This is a genomic window from Enterococcus sp. AZ140 (assembly GCF_051714405.1).
Classification (GTDB): domain Bacteria; phylum Bacillota; class Bacilli; order Lactobacillales; family Enterococcaceae; genus Enterococcus_B; species Enterococcus_B pernyi.
In genome coordinates, this window is record NZ_JBIORU010000001.1 from 1,539,493 (window position 1) to 1,565,417 (window position 25,925).

Consider the following 25,925-nt stretch of genomic DNA (forward strand, 5'->3'; position numbering starts at 1 on the left):
CAATCATTAGTTGATTTTTCTAAAAGTAACCATACTCATTCCTGTGATCAGCAGACCAAACATCCATGTAAAGAAGCGATTGTGCTCTCCTGTTTTAGGTAATTGCTTCGTTGCTTCCTCTGTGGCTGTTGCAGAATTCTTATCATTAGCTGCTTGATTTGAAGAGTGAACTATTTTTGTCACTGGCAGAATTTCTTTCGCACTTTCAGACGATTGTTTATTTACCAGTACATCTGTCGTACCAACAGATGGAATTGATTGTTTTCGAATTTGAGACAATGGTTTTACTTGCTCAGGTATTGTGATCGTTGGATTGCTGCCTTCAGGGTGGATTTGTGGTTTAATCACTTCTTCACCACCATGTCCACCATTTCCATCTTCCCCGTTATCTCCTTCATAGTTTCCATTGTTGCCCTCTGGGTTATCCGGTTTTGCATCTGGATTCTCATCCGGATTATCTGGCGTCACATCGGGATTTTCATCCGGATTATCCGGTGTCTCATCTGGATTTTCATCTGGATTATCCGGTGTTACATCTGGGTTTTCATCTGGATTATCTGGTGTCACATCTGGATTTTCGTCTGGGTTATTTGGTGTTACATCAGGATTTTCATCTGGATTATCCGGTGTCACATCAGGATTTTCGTCTGGGTTATCTGGTGTTACATCAGGATTTTCATCTGGATTATCCGGTGTCACGTCTGGATTTTCATCTGGATTATCTGGTGTCACATCTGGATTTTCGTCTGGGTTATCCGGTGTCACATCTGGATTTTCGTCTGGGTTATCCGGTGTTACATCTGGGTTTTCATCTGGATTATCTGGTGTTACATCTGGATTATCCGGTTTAGGATTTGGATTAGGATCTGGCTCAGTCACGCCACCTGTTCCCCCCGCTTTTTGTTCAACTGTTTGACGTTGACTATATGGTGTCAAATGATGTCTATCTCCAGGTTGACCATCTGCTACCTTTATAGAGAATAAAGCAGGTCTATTGATTGGTTGTGTCAGTGTAATATTAAACGTAAAAGTTGCTAGTTTGTTGTGGAATACAAGTGAAGCTGGATCGTGTTCGATCTTCAATGCTGGATCAACGTTTTCAAATTGGACAACAGACTGTAAAATCGGTTGAATATCCCCTGAATAAGTCACCAGTGCCTTCACCGTGATCGTCTCTCCTAGTTTAAGTCTCATAATACCAGAGTTTGCTGAAACATGTTCTTCTAAAAATTTGATTTGATTCACATTTGCCCAGACGGAATGAGAAGCTAGTTGAGCGACATCATTGCTAGGTTGTTCATCTGTCTGTGCAGCTTCGACTGGTACAGAAACACTACTCAGTAAAACAGAAGCAAAGAGAAGACTTAAATATTTCATGAGAATTCCTCCTATTTAATATCATTATCATGTTAAACATAAGATAATATAGATTGAGACGGAAGATTTACTGTTTTTTTGTGTAAAATAAAGAAATTTTCAGTAAAATTTTCAACCGGAGGAATTTCAATGCAAACACAAGAAGCAATCAAAACGTTTTTATTAAAGAAGAAAAATGTAACAAAACTTGAGATTTTTCTTTTTTTAACTGAGCATCAGTTCTTTATCACCACGCACTATCTAGCAGATTACTTTAAGATGTCTGATTCAAACTTTCTTTTATATCTTCATGAAATCGAACAGGATTTTCATTCTTTAGGCTTGAATAGTGTTGAAGTAGTGAAAAACAAGAAATTCGTCAAAATTTCTTTGAACGATGCTGACCTTGCGACGTGTTATTACGAATTATTTGGTAAATATTGTTTTGAATCAACTAATTTCCAAATCATTGCTGCCTTACTTCGTCAGAAAGTCAACTCTATGGTCACGATCAGCCAAATGACAAATTACAGTCCTTCATATCTCTATTCTAAAATGAAGGCAATCAACCAATTTTTGGCTTTATATGGAATCTCCTTTAAATTTTCAAGTAAGGGAAAGAAAATAATCACCGGTAGTGAGATTCAAATCCAATATTGTTTCCTAGATGTCTATTGGACGATTTTTGCTAATACCTCCCTTCCCTATCACAAGGAAGAGCCAAAAAAAATCGATTACACACTCCATGTCTTCTTCAAGAAAGAGTTATTGGATGGGATGAATGGTGGCGTCTTGGACAAGTTGTATCTTCTCTTAAAACTTTGCCAGGACAATTTTCCTATGACTTCTTTAGAAAATGTTCAAAAAGAATTAAGTCAGTTTAAGTATATTGATCTTTTGATTGAACCTGATGTGGATATTTTAAATCCTGATTTACCGATTTGTCGGGAACAACGAATCATACTCAATTTATTAGCACGCCTAACGATTTCTCAATTGGATAGTGAAGAGCAAAGTTTGACGCACTATCAAAGACTGTTAGCGATCGATTTTCCTTATTTGATTTATTCCAAGAACTTAGTTGAAGCATTCAGTCAGCATTTCGCTTTAGAGCTACCTGAAAAACAAAAAAAGTTATATGCACTGTCCTTTACGATCAATAAGCTTCACAATACCTTTTTAGATAGCGAACAGCCGAATACACCTTTACCAACTTTCTTGCTTTATAAGGATCAGAAAAACTATGAACACTTAAGAACCGTGGTAGCTGAATTTTATGAGAACTTCCGGCAAGAAAATTGGCATTACTTACCAGATTTTCTAGAAAAAGAAAATACTTCATGGGTAGTCGAAGAATTACTACATTTCTACGACCGATTCAAAAAGCAACCACCGATCGTTATCGGTGTGAATCACACGAAAGACTTTTATATCAGTAAAGATTTAATTGTTAAAATTGAACAAATCTTTTCAAAAGAAGCGATCGTTATCCAACGTTACTTTATGGAGCGTTGCGATATCGTCATTAGTGATTGTCCACTAAACCAGTTACCCGAGCGTATCAAAAAGATTTATTTGTTAAACGGCATCGTTCGTCCAGATGATTGGAAAAAGATGATTGCTCAGTTAGCTAACTATATTTTTGAGATTAAACAAGAACGTGACTACGCAGATTTTGATTGATCATCACAGAAACAATTAGCTCAGTATCCTGTAGCGTTCTTACTATGTATTCCCCTGTTCACTGAACTTTCATGAGACTTGACACTATAGCTATTCTTTTCGAACAGTTCATTATATAATAATCAAAAAAGGAGCTTTTCTATGACTGAACATCGTATTTTCACTATGACTTTTTCTTCTGTCTATCCTCTTTATATAAAGAAAGCAGAACGAAAAAATCGTACAAAAGAGGAAGTTGACCAGATCATTTATTGGTTGACCGGCTATGGACAAACTGAATTAGAGGAACAGATTCAATTGGAAAAGGACTTCAAAACTTTCTTTGCTGAGACACCGAGATTGAATCCTGACCGTAAATTGATCACTGGCGTCATTTGTGGAGTTAGAGTAGAAAATATTGAAGAGCCATTGATGCAAGAAATTCGTTATTTGGATAAGTTGATCGATGAGTTAGCTAAAGGAAAGAAAATAGAAAAAATTCTAAGAAAATAATGGAATCACTAGTTTTTAGTTGGTTTAAACATCAATAACCGTTAAAATAAAAAAAAGGAGGTTATAATAATGTATGAACTTATTCGAAGTAATTTTCAAAGATATGCTATTTTACGAGCAGCTATTTATATCATTGCTGGTATCGCCATAGTCATCAATCCAACTGCCGTATTTAATTTTGTCGGCTATCTTATCACTGCTTATTTTGTTTTATTAGGTCTGATCAATTTATTTGAAGCCTATAAAAACAAGCAAAAAACGGGTGCTTGGGGATTTGGACTTTTCAGTGCAATTGCTTTTCTGATTTTCGGACTGATCGTGTTCTTATTTGCATCAGCAATCGTTTCGATCTTACCAATTCTTTTAGGCTTGATGATTTTAGCAAATGGCGCATTTCAATTGTTCATCAGTTTGAATACGAAATCAAAAGGATGGTCATTATACAGCGTGATTTTACTGATTGGCGGATTGATTTTATTATTTAATCCATTCCAAAGCTTGATGGTACTTTTCCAAATCTTTGGTGGTATCTTGATCTTTATGGGGATTTCTGAAATCATCAACTACTTTAAAGTAAGAAATATGTATGTCAATTGATTAGTTATTTAAATTCGAGGTTAGGCTTAATGCCTAGCCTTTTTTGTCGTGCGCTTTCATATATCCACACAATGGACGATACTACATAAATAACGTTATTTATGTTATCCTGTTTAGGAGGTCATTTGACACGAATAAAATAAATTCTTTTTTGAGAAAGGAAGGATGAAAAGAATGGAATTTATAGGTATTCTCTGTTTGATCTTGTTAGCGACAACCATTGGCTCTCACCTTTCACGGAGGTTTGGTGTACCTGCGGTGATCGGTCAACTACTCGTTGGCGTCTTGCTTGGTGGTGCGGGTCTGGGATGGGTGCATCCAAATATTCTCGTCCACGATTTTTCAGAAATAGGTGTCATTTTATTGATGTTTTTAGCTGGATTGGAAAGCGATCTTTCTCTTTTGAAAAAATACTTTCGACCAGGAATGTTCGTTGCTTTATTAGGGATCATACTCCCCGTATTATTTGGTTGGTTGACGGGTGAAATTTTCCAAGTCACAAGGAATGAAGCTATCTTCTTTGGAATCATCCTCGCAGCAACTTCTGTTAGTATCTCTGTTGAGGTATTGAAAGAACTTCATGTAGTTAACACAAAAGAAGGTTCGACTATCTTAGGTGCTTCAGTAGTTGATGACATTCTTGTCGTGTTGGTGTTAAGTTTCAGCTTATCATTTTTGACAGGAGAATCTGGTAGCAGCCTCCCTTTACCGCTTCTTTTATTGGAGCAAGTGATTTACTTTATTTTTATATTTTTATTAGTCAAATGGATTGCCCCATTTTTGATGTCACTAGCTGGAAAAATCTATGCCAACTCTGCAATTATCATTGTTTCCTTGGTTTTATGTCTAGGTATGTCCTACATCGCTGATTTGATTGGACTAAGTTCAGTCATTGGTGCATTTTTTGCAGGGATCGCGGTAAGTCAAACCTCGGTCAAAGAAGAAGTGTATCATAATGTCGAGGCATTAGGTTATGCCGTATTTATCCCAGTCTTTTTTGTCAGTGTTGGACTAGAAGTCGATTTCTCTAACTTTGGAGAACAATTGATTTTTATCTTGATCCTAACGACTGTTGCAGTCTTGACTAAACTTGGTGGTGGTTATCTAGGGGCGAAAGTAGCCGGTTTTTCAACGAATAGTGCCTTTATGGTAGGTGCTGGCATGATCTCACGTGGTGAAATGGCACTGATCATCTTGCAAATTGGACAACAAAGCCAATTGATTGAAGCAAAATATTATTCTCCACTTGTGATCGTAATCTTATTAAGTACTTTGATCTCTCCATTGATTCTTAAATACTTTACTAGAAAAGTGTATCATGGGTGATTCGTTCTCAGATAAATAGAGCCTTTCTACTAGATTTCTCGAATCTAATAGAAAGGCTCTATTTTTGATCAAATAATATGCTCTTTGCTATCGTTCCATAACTCTTCTGGCGAGTAATAATCATTTTCATTCAGAACAAGAGTGCCATCTGGTTGAATTTCAATGGTCGATCCTACCCAGGTTGTTTGTGAAGCCAATAAACTATTCTTTCTCTTGCCATTTTTCATCGAAAAAGCTTCTGCATGTTCTTTGGCTAAATGTGATTTTAAATATCTTATTTCCCCATTATCAAATTGGATCTTCAACATGCTTGCTGCCATCTCCGCTTTTACTGCTCTTGGAACATCAGTCATCTTATCTCCTCCTCTTGTTATTTACACTCGTTTCTATAGACTAGTGTATCACTAGAAAAGGAAAATAACCAATGGTTTTGTATCCGATTTCACACTCTATGTTTATTGGTAAGTTTGGTTCAAATACTGCAATAAAGCAGGCGCTCGATTAGTAGCAGAATCGCCTTCTTCTCTGTTTTCTAACATGCTGATCACCAAGTAGCCATTTGTTTCAGGATTGATCGCATAAAGGAAACTGTTTTCTTGTCCTTTTTCATCCTGCTTTTCTTTGATTTCAGCTGTGCCAGTTTTCGCGGCAAGCGGAATGCCAAGTGCAGCTAAAGAATGTGCCGTTCCGTTAGGATCTTGCACAACATCGACTAAATCTGGCAAAATCGTTTGGACACTTGATTCACTGATCACATTTTTCTTATCTTTAGTTTCCTGATCCATGACTAATCGTGGATAAACTAAACTGCCATTATTTGCAAAAACACTATACATCGCAGCTTGTTGGATTGGATTGATCAATAATTGTCCTTGCCCATAGCCTGTATCTGCCAACAAAATCTCCGAATTGAATGAGTCTTCATTTGAGATCTGCGCAGGATTCATTTGGATCGGTAAATCAAGATCTTCACCAAAAATAAATTGATTCAGTCCTTTTCTAAAGGCTTCTTCCCCCATTTTCAATGTTTCTTGTGCCATATAGATATTATCAGAATAAACTAAAGCATTTTTCAAGTTGACTTGTGGTACATCACTGACACGTGTCACCTGGTAAGAACCCCAAGAGCTATCTTTTTGCCACTTCAATCCATTGATCGTTAAGACTTCATCTGGATTCAATGTTCCATTATCTAAGCCGATGGCTGCGGTGATCATTTTGAATGTTGAACCCGGCGCATAACCTGTCGCAAAACGACTGATAAATGGACGATTGGGGTCTTCTTCATATGCTTTGTAATCATCTTGGGAAATACCGTTCGTCATTTTATTTGGGTCATAACTAGGTGAACTGACAAGGGCTAACAAATCTCCAGTTTTAGGGGCTGTCGCCACAGTAGAACCTGGTTTTCCATCTAAGCTATCGAATGCCGTTTTTTGCGCATTAGCATCGATCGTCAACTGGATATCCTGTCCATTTTTTACTTCATGTTGGAGTAAGACCGCTTTTTCATTTCCTTCTTCATCTGTGACACTTAATTTTCCGCCGTTCGTACCTCTTAATTCTTTGTCGTAAGCCATTTCTAAGCCTGAACGCCCGATTTTCCCTGTGCTACTCAACTCAGGATTTTTCTCAATGTCTTCTGCGGTGATATCTCCTACGTAGCCAATCAATTGGGCAGCGGCTTCGCCTAGTGGATAATAACGACCGTCAACTTCTTGGATCGTTGCTCCATTGGGAAGTTCTGGTGTTTCCCCATCAATGATTTTTAAAGGAACAAAGTAATCCGGTTGGACCCAACCTTGAGAAATCGCTTGTTCTATACTGGCTTCCGTCAAATCGAATGCTTCAGCGATTGCTTTGATATTCGCTGATTTTTCCTCACCCTCACCTAATTTCGCAGGTACGACACCTAATTGTTTTAATTTCCCAGTTGTCGCTAACGGCTGTTTATTACGGTCCAAGATTTCGCCACGTGACGCTACATCTGTACTCAAGCTGACTTTATCTTGTCCTTCCATTTGCGGAAAAATCAAATTAGGTTGCCAATTGATTTTGGTTTGGTCTCCCTCTTTGGACAAGGTTCCTTCATATGCTAAGTCTTTCAATTCACCTAGCGTCGTATTCATTTTAGCTTTATACGTAAACTCATACGTATCATTCGCTTTTTTTGTCACGGATAAGTCAGAGAGTTTGATCCCTCTGATCTCTGCTGCACCATAAATGTTTTGATATTTTTCCAAAATATCTTGTTCAGTAAGATCACTATCCTTCTCTACTTGAAGTGATTTTACCGCTTCTTCATAATTTTCCTGATTCAGGGAGTCAATAAATCCTTCAATCGTTTGTTCTCCAGCTTTTACTGCTTGTTGTTCCTGAACGTGTTGATAATAAAAGAAGCCACCACCAGCTGCTGCAAGCAAGACGACGATTCCCGCTCCGATATAGATGCCGGTCGATTTTTTCTTTTGTCTGCCACTCCTCTTCATGTTTTGAATACCTCTCTTTATTAAAAGTACGAATCAAAGATATTTTAACACATGGAAGAGGAAATAGAATAGCAGCCCAAATGATTCTTAACCAGTACTGTTCTTACGTTAACTTTTTTTTAATCAAAATAAACCAGTTCGTTTTAGGAACTGGTTTATCAATAGGGTTATATGGTTATTTGTCCAAAAACTCGTGTATCGCTTGCTGATTTTTAGTCAAGTCGATTTCCAAGACACTACCAGCTGGTGTATGATCATTGAAGTCCCAACTTTTATCAACGGGCACGGACAATGTATCGATTTTCTTCTCGTCATCTAGGAAATCTAACCCACAATCTAACAGTACACTTTCCGGTAGATTGGTTTGGATACTGCCTAAAAGTTTGCCGATCTCCTTAGGTAATTTGATGATCGATGTAACATCTTTCAATTGACTGGCTACCGCCTCAACGACTTGTTGTTGTCTACGGATCCGTCCAAAATCACCTTCTTCGTCTTCACGAAAACGAGCATATTGCAGCAAGGTATTTCCGTCCATTGTTTGCTTTCCTTTTTTGATAGCTACCCCATCTAAATCCAAATCTTTTTCTGCATCGATCGTGACGCCATCTGGAAACAATTCATCGATACAATCAATAAAATCTTGAAACGTAATACTTGCATAGTAAGGGGTCTCTAACTTGAAATTATCTTGTAAGGTTTGGTCCAATAAGTCGATACCACCATATGAATAGGCGGCATTGATCTTATTCATTCCATAACCAGGAATAGTGACGTAAGAATCTCTCATGATAGAAATCAATTTGGCTTGTTTGGTCTTTTGATCATATTGGGCGACCATCAAAGAATCAGAACGACCATTTTCTTCTTTTGATCGTGCATCAGAACCAATCAATGCTACATTGATGATCGATGGAACATCTTGTGCATTGACTTTCTCAACTGTTGCAGATTGTTTCACTGAGGAGAACCCTTGGATAAATTCAAAAGAAAAAAAGCCAATGACCATTGCAAGCACTAACAAGATACTTAATACGATTTTTTGAAATGGTTTCATTCAGTTGCCTCTTCCTTTCAAACTCTTCTACTTGAAACGAGGACCTTTGTCTATTATGATGAATCAAGTAAAGAGTATATTCTCTTACATGTCTTTGGGTCGATTGAGCTGCAACTCGTCGACCTTTTTTGTTTGTCTCTCTGTTTTATTTCGTTCGGCATTCTTTGGAGTGAGACGAATACCTCTATTGATAAAATCAAATAGCTTGTTCCAGCGCATCCCCTTTCTTGTCCAGACACAAGTTAGGCAAAGCGAGCAAAAAAGGAAAAGAAAGCAAAAGAAAAGGTCAGAAACCTTTTCGAACAAGATTTCTGACCTAGCATCATCTCATCGTCCGAGTTTTAGCACTATACAACGTAAAGAACGTATTCTTAGCTATTGGAAAAAGCCTTAATCCGACAATTCCTGTTTGACCCATTGGCGTCTTTCGACGTTTCTGGGCAATAGCCTATGTTTGTATAGGAGCCTCACCTAACAAGGTTAGTACTTATTTGATTTTCACAAAATTTATCATATTCCTCTTCGCATCGATAATCAATAAAAAAAAGAATAAAATAACTAAATTAAACTTTATTTAATAAATGTAGGGCTACCATTTGATCCATAAATCATTTTTACACTAGAAAAAACTGCGTTATCGGTCGGTCATTTATTCCGGACGTAATAAGCGAATGATCTCACCTAATTTACCGTAGTCGTTTCCTGCTAAACGGCTGATTGGTTGTAACTGTTTCGGATCGATATACCCTGTTTGTTCATCATAAACAGCTTCACTTATTTGATAAGTAGAAATTTGCAGTAAAAATAAATCAGCGGTTGTTTCTTGGCCTTTTTTGATCGGCACATGTTGGTATAGTGTCGTTTCAAAGGCAATACTTGCTTCATTGATTCTTGGGACGCTGATCGTATCGGATTCGGAAGTAGTGAAAGAGGTCAACGACAATTCACTTTCTTCGCTTGATAAGCTAGCAGCTGTCTGATTCGCATCTACAAGTATTCTTTCGTCTAGAACATGGATCACCGCTTCTTTTGTATCGATAAGATGTTTTGCTGTATCTTTCCACTCCCCATTTTTTCTTTGGATAGCTAAAGAAAGTATCGGCGGATTGGAACTGACGATATTGAAGTAACTAAATGGTGCTACATTGGTCACTCCTTTTGAAGACTTTGTCGCAACCACTGCCACCGGGCGAGGGATAACTGAGCCAATCAACAGTTTATAATTTTCTCTTTCTGTTAACTCTGAAGGTACTCGTTTGAACATTTGCTTTCCTACTTTCTGGTTGAATGATCATTCCTGATGATAGTCATGGTATCGGACAATCTCCTTCATTGTCAACTAAACGTTCTTATTGCAACCTTTGTTCACAAAAAAACACCCAGCGCAGTTTCATGCGCTGAGTGTCAAATTGATTATTTCAAACGGAATAATGTTGGTGCTTGGTCAGGTGCCCAAGTAACATCACCAAAGTTGAAATGTGGAACAATAGTGATGTAGACTCTTCCATTGTGTCTTACTTCTTCATTCATCGAATAACGTTCTGGTGAAGCCATTGAACCTACTTTCCATTCACGGATTCCTTCGATTGTTTCATCTTGTTTCGTTGTCACTGATAAAGTGTTACTTGCATCTGAAACTTCGTCTGTTGTACTGATTGCACGTACCACGTATGAGTATGTTGTGCCAGAAGCCAAGTTTTCATCTGTGTAGCTAGTAGATGGCGTTGAAGCCACTAACTGACCATTGCGATAGATATCATATTGTTTGATACCTTGTGTATGGGTTGAAGCTCCCCACATCAATGACACGCTTGAAGTCGTTTCGCCCATTGAATGTAAGTTTTTAGGAGCAGTTGGTTTTTCTTCAGCAGTTGTCGCTCTAGTTGTCACTGAAATCGCTGTTTTGTCAGATGTCAATCCAGTTTGGCTAACTGCTTCGATCTCATAGTTGTATGTTGTTTCTTCATTTAGTCCTGCATCTTTAAATTCTGGATCATTTGTATTACCAACTAATTCACCGTCGCGGTAAACGTTGTATGATACAGTATTGGCTTGGCCATTCCATGCTAATTCTACAGAAGAAGCAGTCACATTTTCAGCACGTACATTTTGAGGTGCTTGTGGTTTCACAGGAATAGCTGAATCACCTTTCACATCAACATCAATCACGTTGTAGAATGCATTAGCTGTATCCGCTACATCCCAAACAGCTAAAATCACATGGTAACCTAAACGATCACTTGGTACGTTGATTGCGTGTGGTGTCGTTGTTGCTGGTGTGCCATTATGGTTGATCGTACCAATCAATTCAAAATCAGAACGTTCTAATTTATCGTTTGGATTCCAATCTGCTTTTGTCATGTAATAATGCCATTTTGTTGTTGCATGTCCAACAGTATAGCGCCATGTAAATAAGTTTGCTCCTTGATCAATCGATTGTTTTGTCCAAAGTGATGAAGTTTGTTGATCAAGATTGAAATCACCAAGTGAACCACCTGCTGATGCAATTTGTCCATCAGCTGGTCCAGCTTGAGGGTATCCTTTTAAGGCTTCTAAAGATTGAGGTTCGTTGATAACCGCTCCATATTTTTGGAAAGCAGCATTCCAGTTTGTGTCTCTGTCTAAATGTCCTTGGTACCCACGACTGATAGGAGACTGTACATATCCGTGTGCAGATGCTTCATTCCCACCAATTGCTAGACTTGCTCCAAATAAAATACTTGAGCATAAAATGGTTCCTAAAATTTGTTTTTTCATGTTTCCCTCCGTAATTAACGATTAATATAGATAACTTCAACTTTTTTCAAAAATTTCATATTATGTATTTGTTTTTGTTATCTTAAACTAAGAATAACAGACAAATATGTTTAAATCTAACCAGTTATTACCGCAAGCAAGGTAATAATAAATCACAAAAAAATGTTAAAACACCGTACAAAACGTTCTTTAAACAAGATTTTATGGATGTATTTTAGTGTTGGAATAATTGAAAAAAATATTGATCGTCTCTATTCTTGATTTTTTATTATAAATCAGCAAATTTTTAACTATTAAAAATTTCGTTATTTCTTATTTATGAAAAAAACTATATCTATAACTATAATAACAATTTCCCCCTTACTCTTTAGCTAGTGTAAGTTCATTCATTTGCGGTATCGATTGCTTCATCATATGATGATACAAAGGGGGAGTATTTATGAAAGCTTGGCTGATCGTGCCCTTTGCCGTTTTATTGTTTTCATTAACGGGTTGTGAAGAGCCACAGCAGATGACTGTTCCTGATCAAACGAAAAGGACTACTTCTACTGACGTCCAACCTACCACTGAAGAAACTAAACATTTGATCGAGGAAACGGAGGAATCGCTTATGAGTTACCCATCTGGCAGTTTATTAGCCGCAGTCGAAGACAACGATCGAAAGAAAGTTGAGGATATTTTACAAACAGAGTATTCAAATGATGAACAAAATGACAAAGGTGAGACACCTTTACTAATTGCCACACATCATGATTTTGTCGAGATTGCCAAACTTCTGATCGATCATGGTGCGTCAATCGACATCCAAGATGCGATTCAAGATAGCCCTTACCTTTACGCTGGAGCACAAGGAAAAACAGAGATTCTATCTTATATGTTGGAACAGCGTGAACCAAATCAAGCAATCGTCAATCGTTTTGGCGGTAATGCCTTGATTCCAGCAGCTGAAAAGGGGCATTTAGACAACGTGAAACTCCTGTTAACCGACGCACGTGTGGACATCGACCATCAAAATAATTATGGTTATACGGCGTTGATTGAAGCAGTTGCTTTACGTGATGGCTCTGAAATCTATCAACAAATCGTTCAAGAACTGTTGAATCATGGCGCAGACAAAACGTTACGTGACAATCAAGGGAAAACTGCGGAAGATTACGCAAGAGAACTGGGATATACTGAGCTATTGGCACAACTATCTCAATCATAATATAAATATAAACGCTGAAAAAACTGGCTCTATAATTTATGGGACTGATGAATCAAAATTGATTCTTCAGTCCCATTTTCATTTTAGGTATTAAAAAACATATCGTTCTCTAGTATGATTAAATCACCACAAAATAAACAACTGAGAGGACGATATGCTATATGAATGATTCTATCAAAAAAATGCTAAGATTAATAGATAAAGATTTGATGATTACTGAGATCTCTTACGAGATCTTTCATAAGGAAAAGACATTGGTCATTAATGCCATTCTCTCACCTGATCCTTGTGCCTGTAGAAGTTGTGGTTCTACTGTGGTAGATGGAAATGGGAAAGCAATTGTGGTGAAAAATGGGAAGAAAGAAATCATTGTCCGCTTTGAACAATACAATCATATGCCAATGGTTATGCGCTTAAAAAAGCAACGCTATACCTGTAAAAACTGTCGAACCCATTGGACTGCTCAAAGCTATTTTGTACGCCCAAGACATTCAATTGCGGATCATGTCAGATATAAAATTGCTTCTTTACTGACTGAAAAAGTCTCTTTATCTTTTATTGCGAAAAGCTGTCAGGTATCTTTGACTACCGTTATTCGTACATTGAAAGAGTTTAAAAGCTATTTACCAAAGCCCACTAAGAGGATTCTCCCCAAAGTATTGATGGTTGATGAATTTCGTTCGCACACTTCCATAGAAGATAAAATGAGCTTTATTTGCGCAGATGGAGAAACAGGTAATTTAATTGATATCTTACCTACTCGTAAATTACCTCGATTAACAAACTATTTCTTGGGCTGCACCAATCCAGAAGAAGTAAAATTCTTAGTCACAGACATGAACGCCGCCTACTTCCAGCTCACCAAACGCGTTCTGCCAAATGCGAAAGTAGTGATTGATCGGTTCCATATTGTCAAACACATGAATCAAGCTTTCAATGAGTTGCGTATCCGTGAAATGAATGAACTGCGTAAAGCAGGACAGAAAAGCCATGCAGAAAAACTGAAAAAGAACTGGCGCTTTCTGCTAAAAAATCGTGCAAACATTAATCACTATGAGTATAAAACATGGAAAAGTTTCCGAGCACCTAAATACCCATTTCTTACTGAAGCAATGATGATTGATCGATTGCTTAGATTTTCTAAGCCCCTAAAGGAGGCATATCCCTTTTTCCATGAATTAGTTGAAGCTTTTCGAGACAAAGACCCTGACTTGTTTTTCTCCTTATTGGCAGAACTTCCCGAAACGTTAGATGACGGCTTTCGTGAGAAACTTCAAAACCTACTGACCTACGAAGAAGGCATCGCCAATGCGATGATTTATCCTTACTCCAATGGAAAAATAGAAGCAAAGAATACCCACATAAAAACGATGAAACGAGTATCCTACGGATTTAGATCATTTGAGAACATGAAAATTAGAATCTTTTTGACCAATCAATTAATCAAAGTTAGATAACAAAAAATCTGAGCCAGAATGTGGTTCATTCTGACCCAGATTTAATTTTTCGCAACTCATCAGTCCTTATTGACAAAGAGCCAAAAAACTCCCTCAAATGCGGTGTATACGCATTTGAGGGAGTTTTTCATCCTATTTTTATTTGCCGATCACGTTGAAATTATGATTCACTTTTGCATCTATCACTTTTTTTCGTTTGAAATAGTCGGCAATCAATTCGGTCATATCGATTGGATATTCTTTCACGATCTTCTCCGCTGAAAACATCTTATAATTTCCACCACCAACTGCTCGATATTGATTGATCACCACTTCTAGTGGTTTATCTAAGGGAATCGGTTCCCCTTCTTTTTCAAAGCGCGTTACACGATGCCCGATGGGTTGATTTAAATCAATTGTGTAATTGATACCTTCATACATATCATAGTTATAATATTGAGGTTTGGGCTGGATATACTTCGGATCAAACGTAATTCCTTCATCGGTTGCCATTAAGTAACCAGCCGTTTGTTCGAGTGCTGCTTTCAGTTCTTGTCCCGTCACTCGTACAACAGCCAGAGTATTCGGGTAAATATAATTCGTAAGAATATGACGCATACTGACAGATTGTGGCAAACCAGTCACTTCATTATTGAATAAGGCTGTTCCTGAAATCTCTGCTCCAGTCGCATCCATCTGTATTCGATTGATCAATTCAATATATGGATGCTCATTGACTCTAGCTGCCATCGGATCAATAATCCGTAGATCCCCCAGCACTTCTCCCACTGGTTGGTCTAGCCACACATCTAATGCTTTTGAGACTGGTCCAACTTGTTCAAGAACACTAGGATCTGGAGAAGCCTCGTTCGTCGGATAAAGTTTACATGAGTGGTCTAAGATGATAAACTTGTTATCTTGCTTTTTGACAGTTAGTTTGATTGCTCCTACAAAAGCCCCACGATATCCTGGTTGGATCACTGGTACACCATTAACGACTTCAGCAATTTCACGATGTTGATGCCCTGTGACTAACGCATCGATCCCAGGTACTTCTTGTAACAATTGACTTCCTTCGTTTTCACCAGTCATTGCTTCAGTCGGCTCGTTTGTTGTTAGATCTTTTTCAAAACCACCATGGTATGCAACGACGACTAAATCTGCTAACTCACGTAATAGTGGCACGTACTTTTTGGCCGTTTCCACAGCCGACACAAAGTGAAGATCCTTGATTGTTTCAGGATTTTCCCAGTTTGGGATATACTGGGTCACTAATCCCAAGACCGCTACTTTGATCCCTTGTTTCTCAATGATCTGATACGGAGGTAAAACCGATTCCTGTTGATTCTTCCTTAACATATTGGCTACAACTATTGGGAAATCATAGGATTGGATTGCTTCATTCAAATAGGTCCAGCCATAATTAAATTCATGATTACCTAACACACCAACATCATAGTTCATGCCGTTTAGAAGCTTTGTTAACGTCGAGACAGAATACTCCGGTTGTTTTGCAACAAAATAACTAAGTGGCGAACCTTGGATAAAGTCACCGTTCTCAATCATGAATACAGGACCGCTCGCTGCTTGTCTTAATTCCTTCAGTTTTCTAGCTACCTTCGCCACACCAAATGGTTGTTCTAGGTCACTGGCATAATTCGTCGGCAGAACGTAGCCGTGCATGTCACTTGTTGCAAGGATCGTCACTTCCATTATTTCACCCTCTCAGTCGTTTTTATTGGTTCCAAGCATCTTCTAACTGCGGTACTGAATCTGTGATCAATTGATCTGTATCTTGATTTGTGTTAGCTAATATATTCTCCATGATCGTACGCATTTCATTGAACGCATTGTCACTATTCTCCACGACTGGAATCGAGAACAATTCTTTCGTTGCCTCTTCTAACTGTCGTGGGACTTTTGTTTCCGATGAATTTTTGTAGTCATCACTTTCTAATACTGATTCGATCGTTGGCATATAGCCAGTCATGGTTGCCCAATACAATTGGTTTTCTGGCTCTGATAAGAATTTCATATATAAAAACGCTGCTGTCCGTTCTTCTGGTGTGGCACTACTGAACATGTAGAGATCCGTTCCTTGTTGTAAATTGATTTTTTCAGGGCGTGGAGCAACATCATACGTAAATACACCTTCCGTATCTTTCTTCACATATCCTTCTCCTGCAATCGATCCGATAAACATAGCTACTTTTTGATTGGCAAAAGGCCCGGATAAATAGTTGTCTGATCCCGCAATTCGGAAGTATCCATCTTTAACACCCTCCGCGTAATAGTTGATCAATTCTTTTGATTTGTCACTGGTCAAATCTAACTCTTTGTTAAATTCAACCCCTTTGTTTTCCATACCGATCGTATAATAGTTGTTCAAAGAATCAAAGCCGGCACCTACAACTTCGCCATCCGTTGCTTCATAAATCTTTTGGGATGCTTCTTTGAGTTCAGCGAATGTCGTTGGCACAGCGACATCATATTTTTCCAACATATCTTTGTTATAAAAGAGCATTTCAGTCGATTTATTAAAAGGAATACCGTACTGGACATCATCGATCTTGGCGCCATCTAGCAAAGAGGTACGAATCGCTTCTTGGTCTTGCCAACCAATCGTGTCATTATCGATCAATGGTTGGAGATCAACGAGCATCTCGTCTTGTGCAGCATCGTATAACCAACCAGGATAAGCTTGAGTAATGGTTGGTAGATCCCCTGGTGACGGGAGAGTGGAGTTGATCTTTGCTTGTAGATCAGAATATTGGGCTTGGTTTTGTAATTCGACTTTGATAGTTGGGTTGGCTTTAACAAAATCATCAGTCAGCTTTTGTAACGCTGTTTCTTGCGCACCGTTCATTGCATGCCAAAAGGTGATCGTCGTGTCTTCTGTTAAATCAGTGACGATCTCTTCACTTGATGAAGAGGCGTTCGAGCCAGTGTTCCCACAAGCGCCTAAAGTCATTACAGCTGCTGATGCTACCAAAAACTTACTAATAGTTGTCCATTTCATTTTTCATTTTCCTCCAATTATAGTTGAATGGTTTCGCCTCTTTGTACTAATACTCTGCTTCCATATGGATTGTGCATACTCTCAGGTTTTAACGTATGGATTGGGACCAACATAGCTGGTTTTATCCGATCGATGATTTCTGCTAGATCCGCAGGTTTTGCATGACCTGATAATGATAACTGCTCAAACTCCACTTGTTGCTTTTCAAAAGATGCTCTAAAAATCGCGTACTGGGGATCAAACTCGCCTAATGGTTGGGCATCACTGTGTATATACAGACCTCCTTTTTGTAATGAGTCAACCTTACCAACAAATTGCCAAAAATAATCTGTCGAATCTGCTAATAAAGTATCGTAAGAATACTCAAGTTGTGGATCTAATGTATCGATCCGCTCTTTCTTCTCAGCGTAGTAATAAGGGACTTCTCGTTTTGCAACTTTTTGTAAGAGTAAAGCCATTTCTGCTTCGACAACTACTTGTCGTGGGGAAGCATCGATCAAAGCTTCCCAGCGTTTGATGTTCGCTGGATAAAAATTGAAGGTCAATTGACGATTCTCGTTTTCTTGGATCAACTTCACCAGTTGCTCCGTCAGTCCTCTTTCGCTATCTGGTGATGTCACATGTTTTTTTTCTTTCTCTGGGAAACTAATGCTCACTCCTTCCAGCATCAATACATCGACCTTCTGTGCCGCTTCACAAAATCCCTCTGTCAAATGTCGGTCAAATCCATGAAGACGAAGGTCACCTGAATAAGCAATCAAAGCAGTTGGTGTTTCGATAAGAAAGGCTGCTGCCCCATATGCATCATGATCTACAGGAAACAAACGTATCGTTATTTCGCCAATGTGAACATCTTGATTAGGCGTAATCGTTTTGATCGTTCGTGTATTTCCTTCTATATAAGGTGAAGGCAACAAGAATGTCCCGTTACGATTTAAGCTTTCCAATAAATCTTTGGTCGGCTCTAATGTATATAAGGGAATTTTTGGATCAAGATAATTGATCATTTTTGTATGATCCAAGTGAACATGCGATAAAAATACTGCAGTATTTTTAAACTTAGTCTCTTGCTTTTGTATGGTCAATCGAGGATCATAAATATCAATTGCTGGAATAAATCCTACATCTAGTAAAGTTGGTAGCTCTTCATTTGGTAAGTTGATCTCAGGGTGATATTCTGTCCCAAAGTCAAAAAAGATTCTATCGTCCCCGTAAGCAACTTCAATGACTGTTCCACCGATCGTCATGAGCCCACTATGAAAGGTAATACTTGTTTTTTGATTAGCCTTTGATCCCATTTTTTGCCACTCCTTGGATGATTTCTTTTCTAAAAATAAAGTAAATAAGCACAATTGGTAATACCGTTAAGGTGGCTGCTGCTAATTGTAAGTGGACATCACTGCCACTTTCGCTCGTAAATGCAGATAAGCCATTGTTCAATAATCGAAACCTTTTGTCATTTGTGACCAATAACGGCCATAAAAAGGAGTTCCAACTCGAAATGAAAGTCAAAATTCCTACTGTGACCAGCGCTGGCTTAGACATAGGAACAAGGATCTTTTTAATATATTCCATATCAGATGCGCCATCGATCTTAGCTGCTTGATAAAAGGAACGTGAAATACTTTTCAAGTAATTAGTCAAATAATAAATATAAAAAATACTCGTCAAAAACGGTAAGATCAAGGCAGTATAAGAGTTCAACAAGCCTAAACGTGCGATTGTATTATAATTCGTAAATATGATCGACTCGTATGGAATCATCAACAGAGAAATCAATCCTACCATCACTACTTTCTTGTAGCGAAATTCCAAAGTTGCTAAAGCAAATGCTGCTAACAGTGAAGTGATAACGGTTGCCAATGTGGTTACTAACGATACAAATGACGTGTTGATGAAGTATTGGATAAATGGCGCTTTTTCAAATACCGCGAAATAATTCACCCATTGAAAGGAATCAGGTATAACAGTTGGTGGAATACTTGTCGCTTCCCGATACGTCATCAAACCACCGAGTATCATATAGATAAATGGAAACACAGTAATGATTCCTAGGAGTGTCAAAAATAAGAGTGAGAACAATGTAACGATTTTTTTCATCTTTGTCTCCCCACTTTCTTCAAAATCAACTGTTGGATAAAAGTAATACTTAGAATAAGCAAGAATAAAACAAGTGTTGCTGCCATAGCTAGACCTGGTCTACCTACAACGTGGAACTTATCATAAATGTAAAATACTGCGGTCATCGCACTTTTTGCAATCCCAGCTTGACCACCAAACAGTGCATAAACTTGCGTGTAGATTTTAAATGCGCCAATCAAATTGACTGTTAAGAGAAACGTCAATGTAGGAAGCAGTTGGGGCAAAGTGATCTGTAAAAAAATCTCCCATTCATTTGCGCCAAACATTTTCGCGATCTTGTAATGCTCTTTGTCAATGTTACGGAATCCCGCTAATAATATGATGATATTGAAAGCTAGACTTGTCCAAATACCAAAGAGGATCAAAGTCGGCATACTCATTGACACACTATCTAACCAATTCACGCGGGGAAGCCCAACAAACTCGAGTAAATAATTGATGAGTCCGTAAGATCCGTTGAAAAAATAGCGAAAAACAATACCGATCGCTATCGTACTCGTGACATAGGGCATAAAAAAAATCGCTTCAAAAAATGACTTATACTTTACTTTTTCAAAAATCACCCACGCAATTGCTAATGAAAGAATCAAAGCAATTGGTACGACGGTAAAACTGTAGAATGCAGTATTTTTCAATGCGCGAAAAAATACCGGATCACTAAACAACCGTTGATAATTCTCAACTCCTGCAAAGCGAGGATTGATCAATGTCCCTTTTTGAAAGCTCATAAAAAAAGCTCGAAAAAGCGGATAAATATTGAATACGAAAATTGCAAGTAATGCTGGAAGCAAAAAATACCAAGCCTTTAGCTGATTTTCAGAGTTATAATTCTTCTTTCTCATCAATAGATCCTCTCTCCATCAAGACTGAATAAGAACACTTTAGGATAAGCCAAATTAAACGTAACCTCAGTTCCTTCAGTAATCTCATTTTCCACTCGTACAATCGACTTTACTCGCTCTCCTGCAAGTTCAAAGTGTAAAATCCGTTCACGACCGATCAACTCAACACTTTGAATCTTCCCTTTCAAAGGTCCATTATCGCTTGGAAAGATATCTTCAGGACGTATACCTAAGTAATATTTACCATTTGTGATTGTTTTTTTGAAACGCTGTTCAATAAAATGAGTAAGTGGTAAATCAAATGACGTATGTTTGACCCGATCATCGATGACTTCAATCGGTAAAAAATTAATAATTGGATTACCAATGAATTTCGCCACGAATAAATTTTCTGGCTCTAAATAGAGATTTTGAGGATCATCATCTTGTTGTATCTTGCCATCTTCCAACAAGATGATTTTGTCACTGATCGATAGAGCTTCTTCTTGATCGTGGGTGACAAAAATCGTCGTGATCCCCACTTCTTTCACTAACCTGCGAATTTCTTCACGGATCTTCAAGCGTAGTCGAGCATCGAGATTACTTAAAGGTTCATCCAATAATAAGACTTCTGGTTCTTGTACTAAGGCTCTCGTGATGGCTACTCGTTGTTGTTGCCCACCAGATAAAGTCCCAGGTTTCTTGTTCTGCAACTCTTTGATATTGGTTAAATCCATATATTTTTCAGCAATCACTTTTGCTTCACCTTTTTTCTTTTTATTATCCCCAACTAATAAAGGAAACATGATGTTCTCTAAGACAGTCATGTGTGGATACAACGCGTAATTTTGAAAAACAAAGCCAATATTACGATCTTTAGGTTCTGTTTTTATGACCGATTGCCCGTTAAAACGAATATCGCCATCTGTCGGTTGTAATAGTCCTGCGATGAGGTTCAACATCGTTGATTTACCACAGCCACTAGGGCCTAAAAGACAAACAAGTTCTCCTCTTTCAATCGCAAAATCTACTTGCTTCAATGCTTCAAAGCCATTATCAAAAGTTTTCTGTAATCCGATCACCTCAATCATAAGTGACCCTCCGCTCTTCCTTATATTTTTTATGACAGTTGTTTTCTTTCACATCTTCATCTTAACGTTCGAATATTTAGATTACATATATTATTTGTAAATATCTTGAAAATATTCTTAACTCCTAGTTTTTATGTTTGTTTTATTGTAAAAAATTGAAATCAACGTTATAAAATGATGCTTATAAAAACTCTTCATATAATATTTCAATAAAAGGATAACAAAGAAAAAATGCTTTATCTATAGCAATATTTAACGTCAAGACGAGAAATAACAGTTATCTAGCAGTTAAACCTCGAAGATTGCTATGGAATAAGCATTTTGTTATTTTTTTAATATCAAAAAAATCGTAGTTTACATATTGTTTTTATGATAAACACGGTATTCAAGTGAATTAACTGATTGATAAAAGACAAACAACGAATATTCGAAAATATGTACAAACAAACAGACCACGAAGAGTAAGAATAAAAACTACTCTTTGTGGTCTGTTAGAATGTTTAGTCGATCTCTTTCATGATCAAATCATTACATCTGAGTAAGCGATCTTTGCTTAAAGCTTACGTGCAAAGAATGAAACGATCAATACTAAAATGATTGCTCCGATAAGTGATGGTACGATTGCCATTCCACCGATCACTGGACCCCAAGTACCTAAAAGTGCTTGACCAATAGCTGATCCAACTAGACCTGCGATCACATTCGCAATGATTCCCATTGAAGAACCTTTATTTGTGATTGCTCCTGCAATTGCTCCGATAATACCACCAACGATTAATGACCAAATAAATCCCATGATTATTTCCTCCTAAAATTCTATAAAATTAAGTTTATTGTACGCGTGGTTCATTGTTTTCTTTTACTTTTTGCGCACCTTTGCCAACAGCTGATTTTGCTTTGTCAGTTTGTTTTGAAGCAAATTGACCAGTTGATTTTGCTGCATCAGTTACTTTATCTTGTACTGTTTCTTGATCTTTTTCGTATTCTGCTTGTGTTTTGATGTCAACAACATTTACGTTAACTTCGATCACATCAAGATGAGTCATTTCATTTACTTCTGTGCTGATCAATTCTTTGATTTGATCATAAATGTTTTCGATATCTTTTCCATATTCAACAACTACATCTAAATCAACAGCAACTTGTTTTTTACCAACTTCTGCATTGATTCCAGCTGTCACGTTATCTGTATTGACTAATTTTTCAGCAATATTGGAGAAAAATCCGCCATCAAGAGTCAACAAACCGTCAACGTCTTTCAATGCGTAACCAATGATTTTTTGAATGACTTTGTCTTCATAAGTCAATTCACCTTTTGCTGTAGTATCAGCAACTGGATTTGTACCTGTAGTAGTGTTCACGTTTTTGAAATCTTTGTTTTCCATATTAAATTCCTCCTATGATTTGAAATATTCATCTAACAATTTGGTTTCTTTTAAATAAAAACCAATACCCACACCAATAGCGGTCATGATCAATATTAAAAGAGTTTTGAAAAATCCAACTGTTAACCATAAAACGGCTAATAGTAAGCCAAGACCCCCAAAGATAATAGGGAGCTTATATAGTGAAAAGAATTCTTTCATTTGTGTGCCCTCCTATTCTACTCGTGAGTGCTGGTTGTCTTCATGATCTTTTTCTTCTTGATAACTACTATAATTGACAGCTACTTTGATCTCTTGTTCTGAACCAAGGACATTGGCAACTTGATCTCTCACTTCTTGCATCAACATTTCTGTTTTGCCAATCAGAGAAGAAGTACGTTTTAGATCGCCTTTTACATGAATATTGATTTTCTGTTTTGTTGATCGTACTTTGACTTTTGGTGATTGAATGAACTCTTCTTCGTGTAGATACGAACGAGTCAGTCCTTCAATTGCTTTTTTATCCAACGTCAATTTTCCATCTTTGTGCTTTAATACGAAGGTTCCTTTCGATTTTGGATAGAAAAGAACAAATAATAAGATGAGAACGACAACAATGGCAAAAACGACTGCAGCCCAGAAAATATATTGTTGCATATAATAATTTGTTATCGTAAAAAAGCGAAAACGTTCCAATTGTTCAGGTAAGACATATGGTGCATTAACTAGAGCGATGATCAAAAGTACTGAAAGTAAAATTATGCTTACAATTACACCGATGATCTTTACCCCCTTATTCATTTTCCACCTCCTAAGTATCTTATTTTTTATTTTTCAACACATGACCAACAAGTATATCACTTGAGGAACCTATAGAAATACCTACTTAAAGTAAGCGCTACCAAAAAGTGCAGGCTCAAAATAACTTTGGTACTCCCTCCTGAATAGAAATCTTAAATAACAGTAACAATTATTATATAACTTCTATTGTTTCTTGCTGGCTATACTACAAGAATAGTATTCAAGATTAAAAATTGCAAAGATAATGCTCATTTATATTACAAAATAAAAAATAAAAATGACAAAATACAGCAAGAAACGATCATTTCCCACTTTCAAGCCAAATGTTTTAATCTTTTATTATAAAGAATGATACCCTTTTCAAAAATCATTAAAATATTTTATAATAAGTAAAAGAAAAATGTTAGAATAATAGTTATTCAATTTAGTAAAACTATTACTCTTAGAAAGAGGTGTCATATGCTAAAAAAATCTATATATGCATTTATAATAACGATTATTTACTTGATTGTTTCCAATGCTGGTAATCTATTTTTTGGGGTGTCTAAAGAATTTAGTTGGACCACTACTCTGTGGGAATCATTGTTTTTCTTTTTATTCGTTCTCTTACTACAAAATTATCGAAAGAAATGAATGGGTATGAATATCAAAAAAATAAAAAGCGATTTAGATTTTTTCTAAATCGCTTGTTTATTTTTATTTATTCATTTCATTTTTTAATGCTTCAGGCATTTTTGGTTCGTAGATAACGAATGTGCAATCTGCACCGATCGTTCCCATTGCGTAAGTTGCGATAGCAATCGCCATTGTTGAGATAACCTGCATCATTTGTAATTTCTTTGTTTTTAGACTTGTTAACATATTTACTCTACCCCTTTATTTTTAATAAACATCAACAATGTAGCAATTGCTAGACCTAACAAAAGATATGTACGAATACTGTCACTAGGTAAAAGCAAGCCGATCGTTGTGATGAACAAAATAATAAGAACCGTTTTTCTTAATCGGAAAGGTCCTTTTGCTTGATTGATCGTCCGCTCTTTTACGAATATTCCTAAACCCACGAATAGAATTCCGAGAACAAACAAAGGACGAGTCGATTCAAAACCAAGCGAAGCGGTGATCCATGGCAAAACAACCAAGAAAAGCACACTAAGTATTGTACAAACTGCACTGTTACTTGCATGAAATCCTTTCGTGGTAAAACGAACTGAGATGAATACAAGGTGTGTGATGAATACTGCTCCCACAATATGTAAGAGAAACGCAATCCCATACATCACGATCATCTTGAACAGATCAACAAATAGGATCGATAACCCATATTCCACCTTTGCTTGTTCAATCGGTGAAAGTCCTAATTGTGAAGCGAAATGTCCACTTATTTTCTTTGATAATTTTTCCTCTATTGAAATGTACTCTTCAGTCATCTTTCACGCTCCTTCGCAGTTTATTATACCTATTTTACAAATCTATGGATTATTTTATCAAAAGTGCTTCTTTTTTTGTCAAAAGTGCAAAAATCGATGCATTTATGCTTTGGGCGAAAACTCATTTTCAAAGCGAGTGGCTAATTTTTTTAAATATCTGGTAGAGACTAAACATTCTTCCCCGTTCGTCATGATCACTTTTCGCTCTTTTTTATTGATTTCTGCTATATTTGCCAAATTGACGACAAACGATTGGTGACAGCGACACAAAGAATCACTTAATTTTTCGATTTCTTTGATTTTCCCCGCATACTCAATCATGCGATTGTCCAAGTGTACGATCAATTTATGTGGTGTTGGACTTGAACTAAAAAAGAGGATTTCATCCACATATAATTTTACATCGACGGCACCGCTTTTTAGCCAGATCTGTTCCCTGGTAGACAACGCAGTATTCATATAGCGTTCGATCGCAATATCAATACAACTGATGATTTTTTGTTGCAATTGTTCTTCATTATCTTTGATGATATAATCCAACGCCTCTACCTTATAAAGAAAAGTAAGATAAACAAAATCGGTATAAGTCGTAACAAAAATGATTTTGGCTGTTGGATCATACTGTCGAATCTGCTTTCCTAGTTCCACACCATTGATATCTGAATTTAAATCGATATCTAAAAAATAGATACCCTCTGTTTTGTTAGTTGATACGTAGGATAAAATATCATACGGGTTATCTGCAGCTAGTTGGAACTCCACATCATAGTCCATCATCATCACGTAATTTTTTATAATGTTGGTGATGCGGTTACGATGGATCTCTTCATCATCACAAATAAAAATTTTTAACATAG

25 protein-coding genes and 1 riboswitch are annotated in these 25,925 nt (G+C 37.2%); of the genes, 6 read left to right on the forward strand and 19 right to left on the reverse strand.

All coding sequences use genetic code 11. The features are described from left to right. Positions 1–6 precede the first annotated feature (6 nt). Positions 7–1,377, reverse strand: coding sequence for an LPXTG cell wall anchor domain-containing protein (locus IGJ39_RS07185; protein ID WP_195339612.1), 1,371 nt, complete (start codon positions 1,375–1,377; stop codon positions 7–9). A gap of 129 nt (positions 1,378–1,506) precedes the next feature. Between IGJ39_RS07185 and IGJ39_RS07190 the strand changes: the two genes are divergently transcribed. The 4 genes from IGJ39_RS07190 to IGJ39_RS07205 all read left to right on the forward strand — a co-directional run bounded on the left by IGJ39_RS07190 (position 1,507) and on the right by IGJ39_RS07205 (position 5,454). Next, on the forward strand, positions 1,507–3,039 hold the full coding sequence (locus IGJ39_RS07190) for a helix-turn-helix domain-containing protein (RefSeq protein ID WP_195339613.1): 1,533 nt from the start codon (positions 1,507–1,509) through the stop codon (positions 3,037–3,039). A gap of 141 nt (positions 3,040–3,180) precedes the next feature. Then, a complete protein-coding gene (locus IGJ39_RS07195; RefSeq protein WP_438764373.1) occupies positions 3,181–3,531 on the forward strand; it encodes a DUF2200 domain-containing protein in 351 nt (116 codons plus the stop codon). A gap of 69 nt (positions 3,532–3,600) precedes the next feature. After that, entirely contained in the window at positions 3,601–4,128 is a 528-nt protein-coding gene (locus tag IGJ39_RS07200) for a DUF308 domain-containing protein (protein WP_023519710.1), read from the forward strand. 174 nt (positions 4,129–4,302) lie between these two features. Continuing rightward, positions 4,303–5,454 carry a cation:proton antiporter gene (locus IGJ39_RS07205; RefSeq protein WP_010735399.1) on the forward strand — a complete coding sequence of 384 codons (1,152 nt, stop codon included), beginning with the start codon at positions 4,303–4,305 and terminating at the stop codon, positions 5,452–5,454. Positions 5,455–5,522: 68 nt separating this feature from the next. On the opposite strand, the gene IGJ39_RS07210 is transcribed toward IGJ39_RS07205, so the two are convergent. From IGJ39_RS07210 to IGJ39_RS07230, 5 genes are all read right to left on the reverse strand, one after another. Further along, positions 5,523–5,807 carry a hypothetical protein gene (locus IGJ39_RS07210; RefSeq protein WP_195339614.1) on the reverse strand — a complete coding sequence of 95 codons (285 nt, stop codon included), beginning with the start codon at positions 5,805–5,807 and terminating at the stop codon, positions 5,523–5,525. A gap of 102 nt (positions 5,808–5,909) precedes the next feature. Next, positions 5,910–7,943 (reverse strand): penicillin-binding protein PBP4(5), encoded by a 2,034-nt coding sequence (gene pbp4, locus IGJ39_RS07215; RefSeq protein WP_066025040.1) that lies wholly within the window; start codon positions 7,941–7,943, stop codon positions 5,910–5,912. A 175-nt stretch (positions 7,944–8,118) separates the two neighbouring features. Then, entirely contained in the window at positions 8,119–9,000 is an 882-nt protein-coding gene (locus IGJ39_RS07220) for an LCP family protein (protein WP_195339615.1), read from the reverse strand. A 319-nt stretch (positions 9,001–9,319) separates the two neighbouring features. Next, positions 9,320–9,486, reverse strand: a riboswitch (M-box (ykoK) riboswitch). Between the two features lie 163 nt (positions 9,487–9,649). Continuing rightward, complete coding sequence (locus IGJ39_RS07225) at positions 9,650–10,264, reverse strand: flavin reductase family protein (RefSeq protein WP_195339616.1); 615 nt, start codon at positions 10,262–10,264, stop codon at positions 9,650–9,652. 149 nt (positions 10,265–10,413) lie between these two features. Then, positions 10,414–11,757 carry a lytic polysaccharide monooxygenase gene (locus IGJ39_RS07230; RefSeq protein ID WP_066025043.1) on the reverse strand — a complete coding sequence of 448 codons (1,344 nt, stop codon included), beginning with the start codon at positions 11,755–11,757 and terminating at the stop codon, positions 10,414–10,416. Between the two features lie 439 nt (positions 11,758–12,196). Between IGJ39_RS07230 and IGJ39_RS07235 the strand changes: the two genes are divergently transcribed. Together IGJ39_RS07235 and IGJ39_RS07240 are read left to right on the forward strand one after the other, a co-directional pair. Further along, positions 12,197–12,964, forward strand: a complete 768-nt coding sequence (locus tag IGJ39_RS07235; protein WP_195339618.1) for an ankyrin repeat domain-containing protein — start codon at positions 12,197–12,199, stop codon at positions 12,962–12,964. A 161-nt stretch (positions 12,965–13,125) separates the two neighbouring features. Further along, entirely contained in the window at positions 13,126–14,421 is a 1,296-nt protein-coding gene (locus IGJ39_RS07240) for an ISL3 family transposase (protein ID WP_438764378.1), read from the forward strand. Positions 14,422–14,559: 138 nt separating this feature from the next. On the opposite strand, the gene IGJ39_RS07245 is transcribed toward IGJ39_RS07240, so the two are convergent. From IGJ39_RS07245 to IGJ39_RS07305, 13 genes are all read right to left on the reverse strand, one after another. Continuing rightward, positions 14,560–16,113, reverse strand: coding sequence for a bifunctional metallophosphatase/5'-nucleotidase (locus tag IGJ39_RS07245; RefSeq protein ID WP_195339380.1), 1,554 nt, complete (start codon positions 16,111–16,113; stop codon positions 14,560–14,562). Between the two features lie 22 nt (positions 16,114–16,135). Then, positions 16,136–17,419, reverse strand: a complete 1,284-nt coding sequence (locus IGJ39_RS07250) for an extracellular solute-binding protein (protein ID WP_195273079.1) — start codon at positions 17,417–17,419, stop codon at positions 16,136–16,138. A gap of 17 nt (positions 17,420–17,436) precedes the next feature. Next, positions 17,437–18,717, reverse strand: coding sequence for an MBL fold metallo-hydrolase (locus IGJ39_RS07255; RefSeq protein WP_195339381.1), 1,281 nt, complete (start codon positions 18,715–18,717; stop codon positions 17,437–17,439). Then, positions 18,701–19,519 carry a carbohydrate ABC transporter permease gene (locus IGJ39_RS07260; RefSeq protein ID WP_195273081.1) on the reverse strand — a complete coding sequence of 273 codons (819 nt, stop codon included), beginning with the start codon at positions 19,517–19,519 and terminating at the stop codon, positions 18,701–18,703. The genes IGJ39_RS07255 and IGJ39_RS07260 overlap by 17 nt, the downstream gene beginning before the upstream one ends. Then, positions 19,516–20,403: a carbohydrate ABC transporter permease gene (locus IGJ39_RS07265; protein WP_195339382.1), complete on the reverse strand. Its 888-nt coding sequence runs from the start codon at positions 20,401–20,403 to the stop codon at positions 19,516–19,518. The genes IGJ39_RS07260 and IGJ39_RS07265 overlap by 4 nt, the downstream gene beginning before the upstream one ends. Then, on the reverse strand, positions 20,403–21,473 hold the full coding sequence (locus IGJ39_RS07270) for an ABC transporter ATP-binding protein (RefSeq protein ID WP_195339383.1): 1,071 nt from the start codon (positions 21,471–21,473) through the stop codon (positions 20,403–20,405). The genes IGJ39_RS07265 and IGJ39_RS07270 overlap by 1 nt, the downstream gene beginning before the upstream one ends. Before the next feature lie 553 nt (positions 21,474–22,026). Then, entirely contained in the window at positions 22,027–22,269 is a 243-nt protein-coding gene (locus IGJ39_RS07275) for a GlsB/YeaQ/YmgE family stress response membrane protein (protein WP_010735387.1), read from the reverse strand. A 34-nt stretch (positions 22,270–22,303) separates the two neighbouring features. Further along, positions 22,304–22,858, reverse strand: a complete 555-nt coding sequence (locus IGJ39_RS07280; protein ID WP_010735386.1) for an Asp23/Gls24 family envelope stress response protein — start codon at positions 22,856–22,858, stop codon at positions 22,304–22,306. Between the two features lie 12 nt (positions 22,859–22,870). Beyond that, positions 22,871–23,059 (reverse strand): DUF2273 domain-containing protein, encoded by a 189-nt coding sequence (locus tag IGJ39_RS07285; RefSeq protein ID WP_010735385.1) that lies wholly within the window; start codon positions 23,057–23,059, stop codon positions 22,871–22,873. Between the two features lie 12 nt (positions 23,060–23,071). Continuing rightward, positions 23,072–23,638 carry an alkaline shock response membrane anchor protein AmaP gene (gene amaP, locus IGJ39_RS07290; RefSeq protein WP_062805198.1) on the reverse strand — a complete coding sequence of 189 codons (567 nt, stop codon included), beginning with the start codon at positions 23,636–23,638 and terminating at the stop codon, positions 23,072–23,074. A gap of 696 nt (positions 23,639–24,334) precedes the next feature. Beyond that, positions 24,335–24,499: a cyclic lactone autoinducer peptide gene (locus IGJ39_RS07295; protein WP_010735382.1), complete on the reverse strand. Its 165-nt coding sequence runs from the start codon at positions 24,497–24,499 to the stop codon at positions 24,335–24,337. 2 nt (positions 24,500–24,501) lie between these two features. Beyond that, positions 24,502–25,068 carry an accessory gene regulator B family protein gene (locus IGJ39_RS07300; RefSeq protein ID WP_195339384.1) on the reverse strand — a complete coding sequence of 189 codons (567 nt, stop codon included), beginning with the start codon at positions 25,066–25,068 and terminating at the stop codon, positions 24,502–24,504. Between the two features lie 102 nt (positions 25,069–25,170). After that, complete coding sequence (locus IGJ39_RS07305) at positions 25,171–25,923, reverse strand: LytR/AlgR family response regulator transcription factor (protein WP_066025052.1); 753 nt, start codon at positions 25,921–25,923, stop codon at positions 25,171–25,173. Positions 25,924–25,925 lie beyond the last annotated feature (2 nt).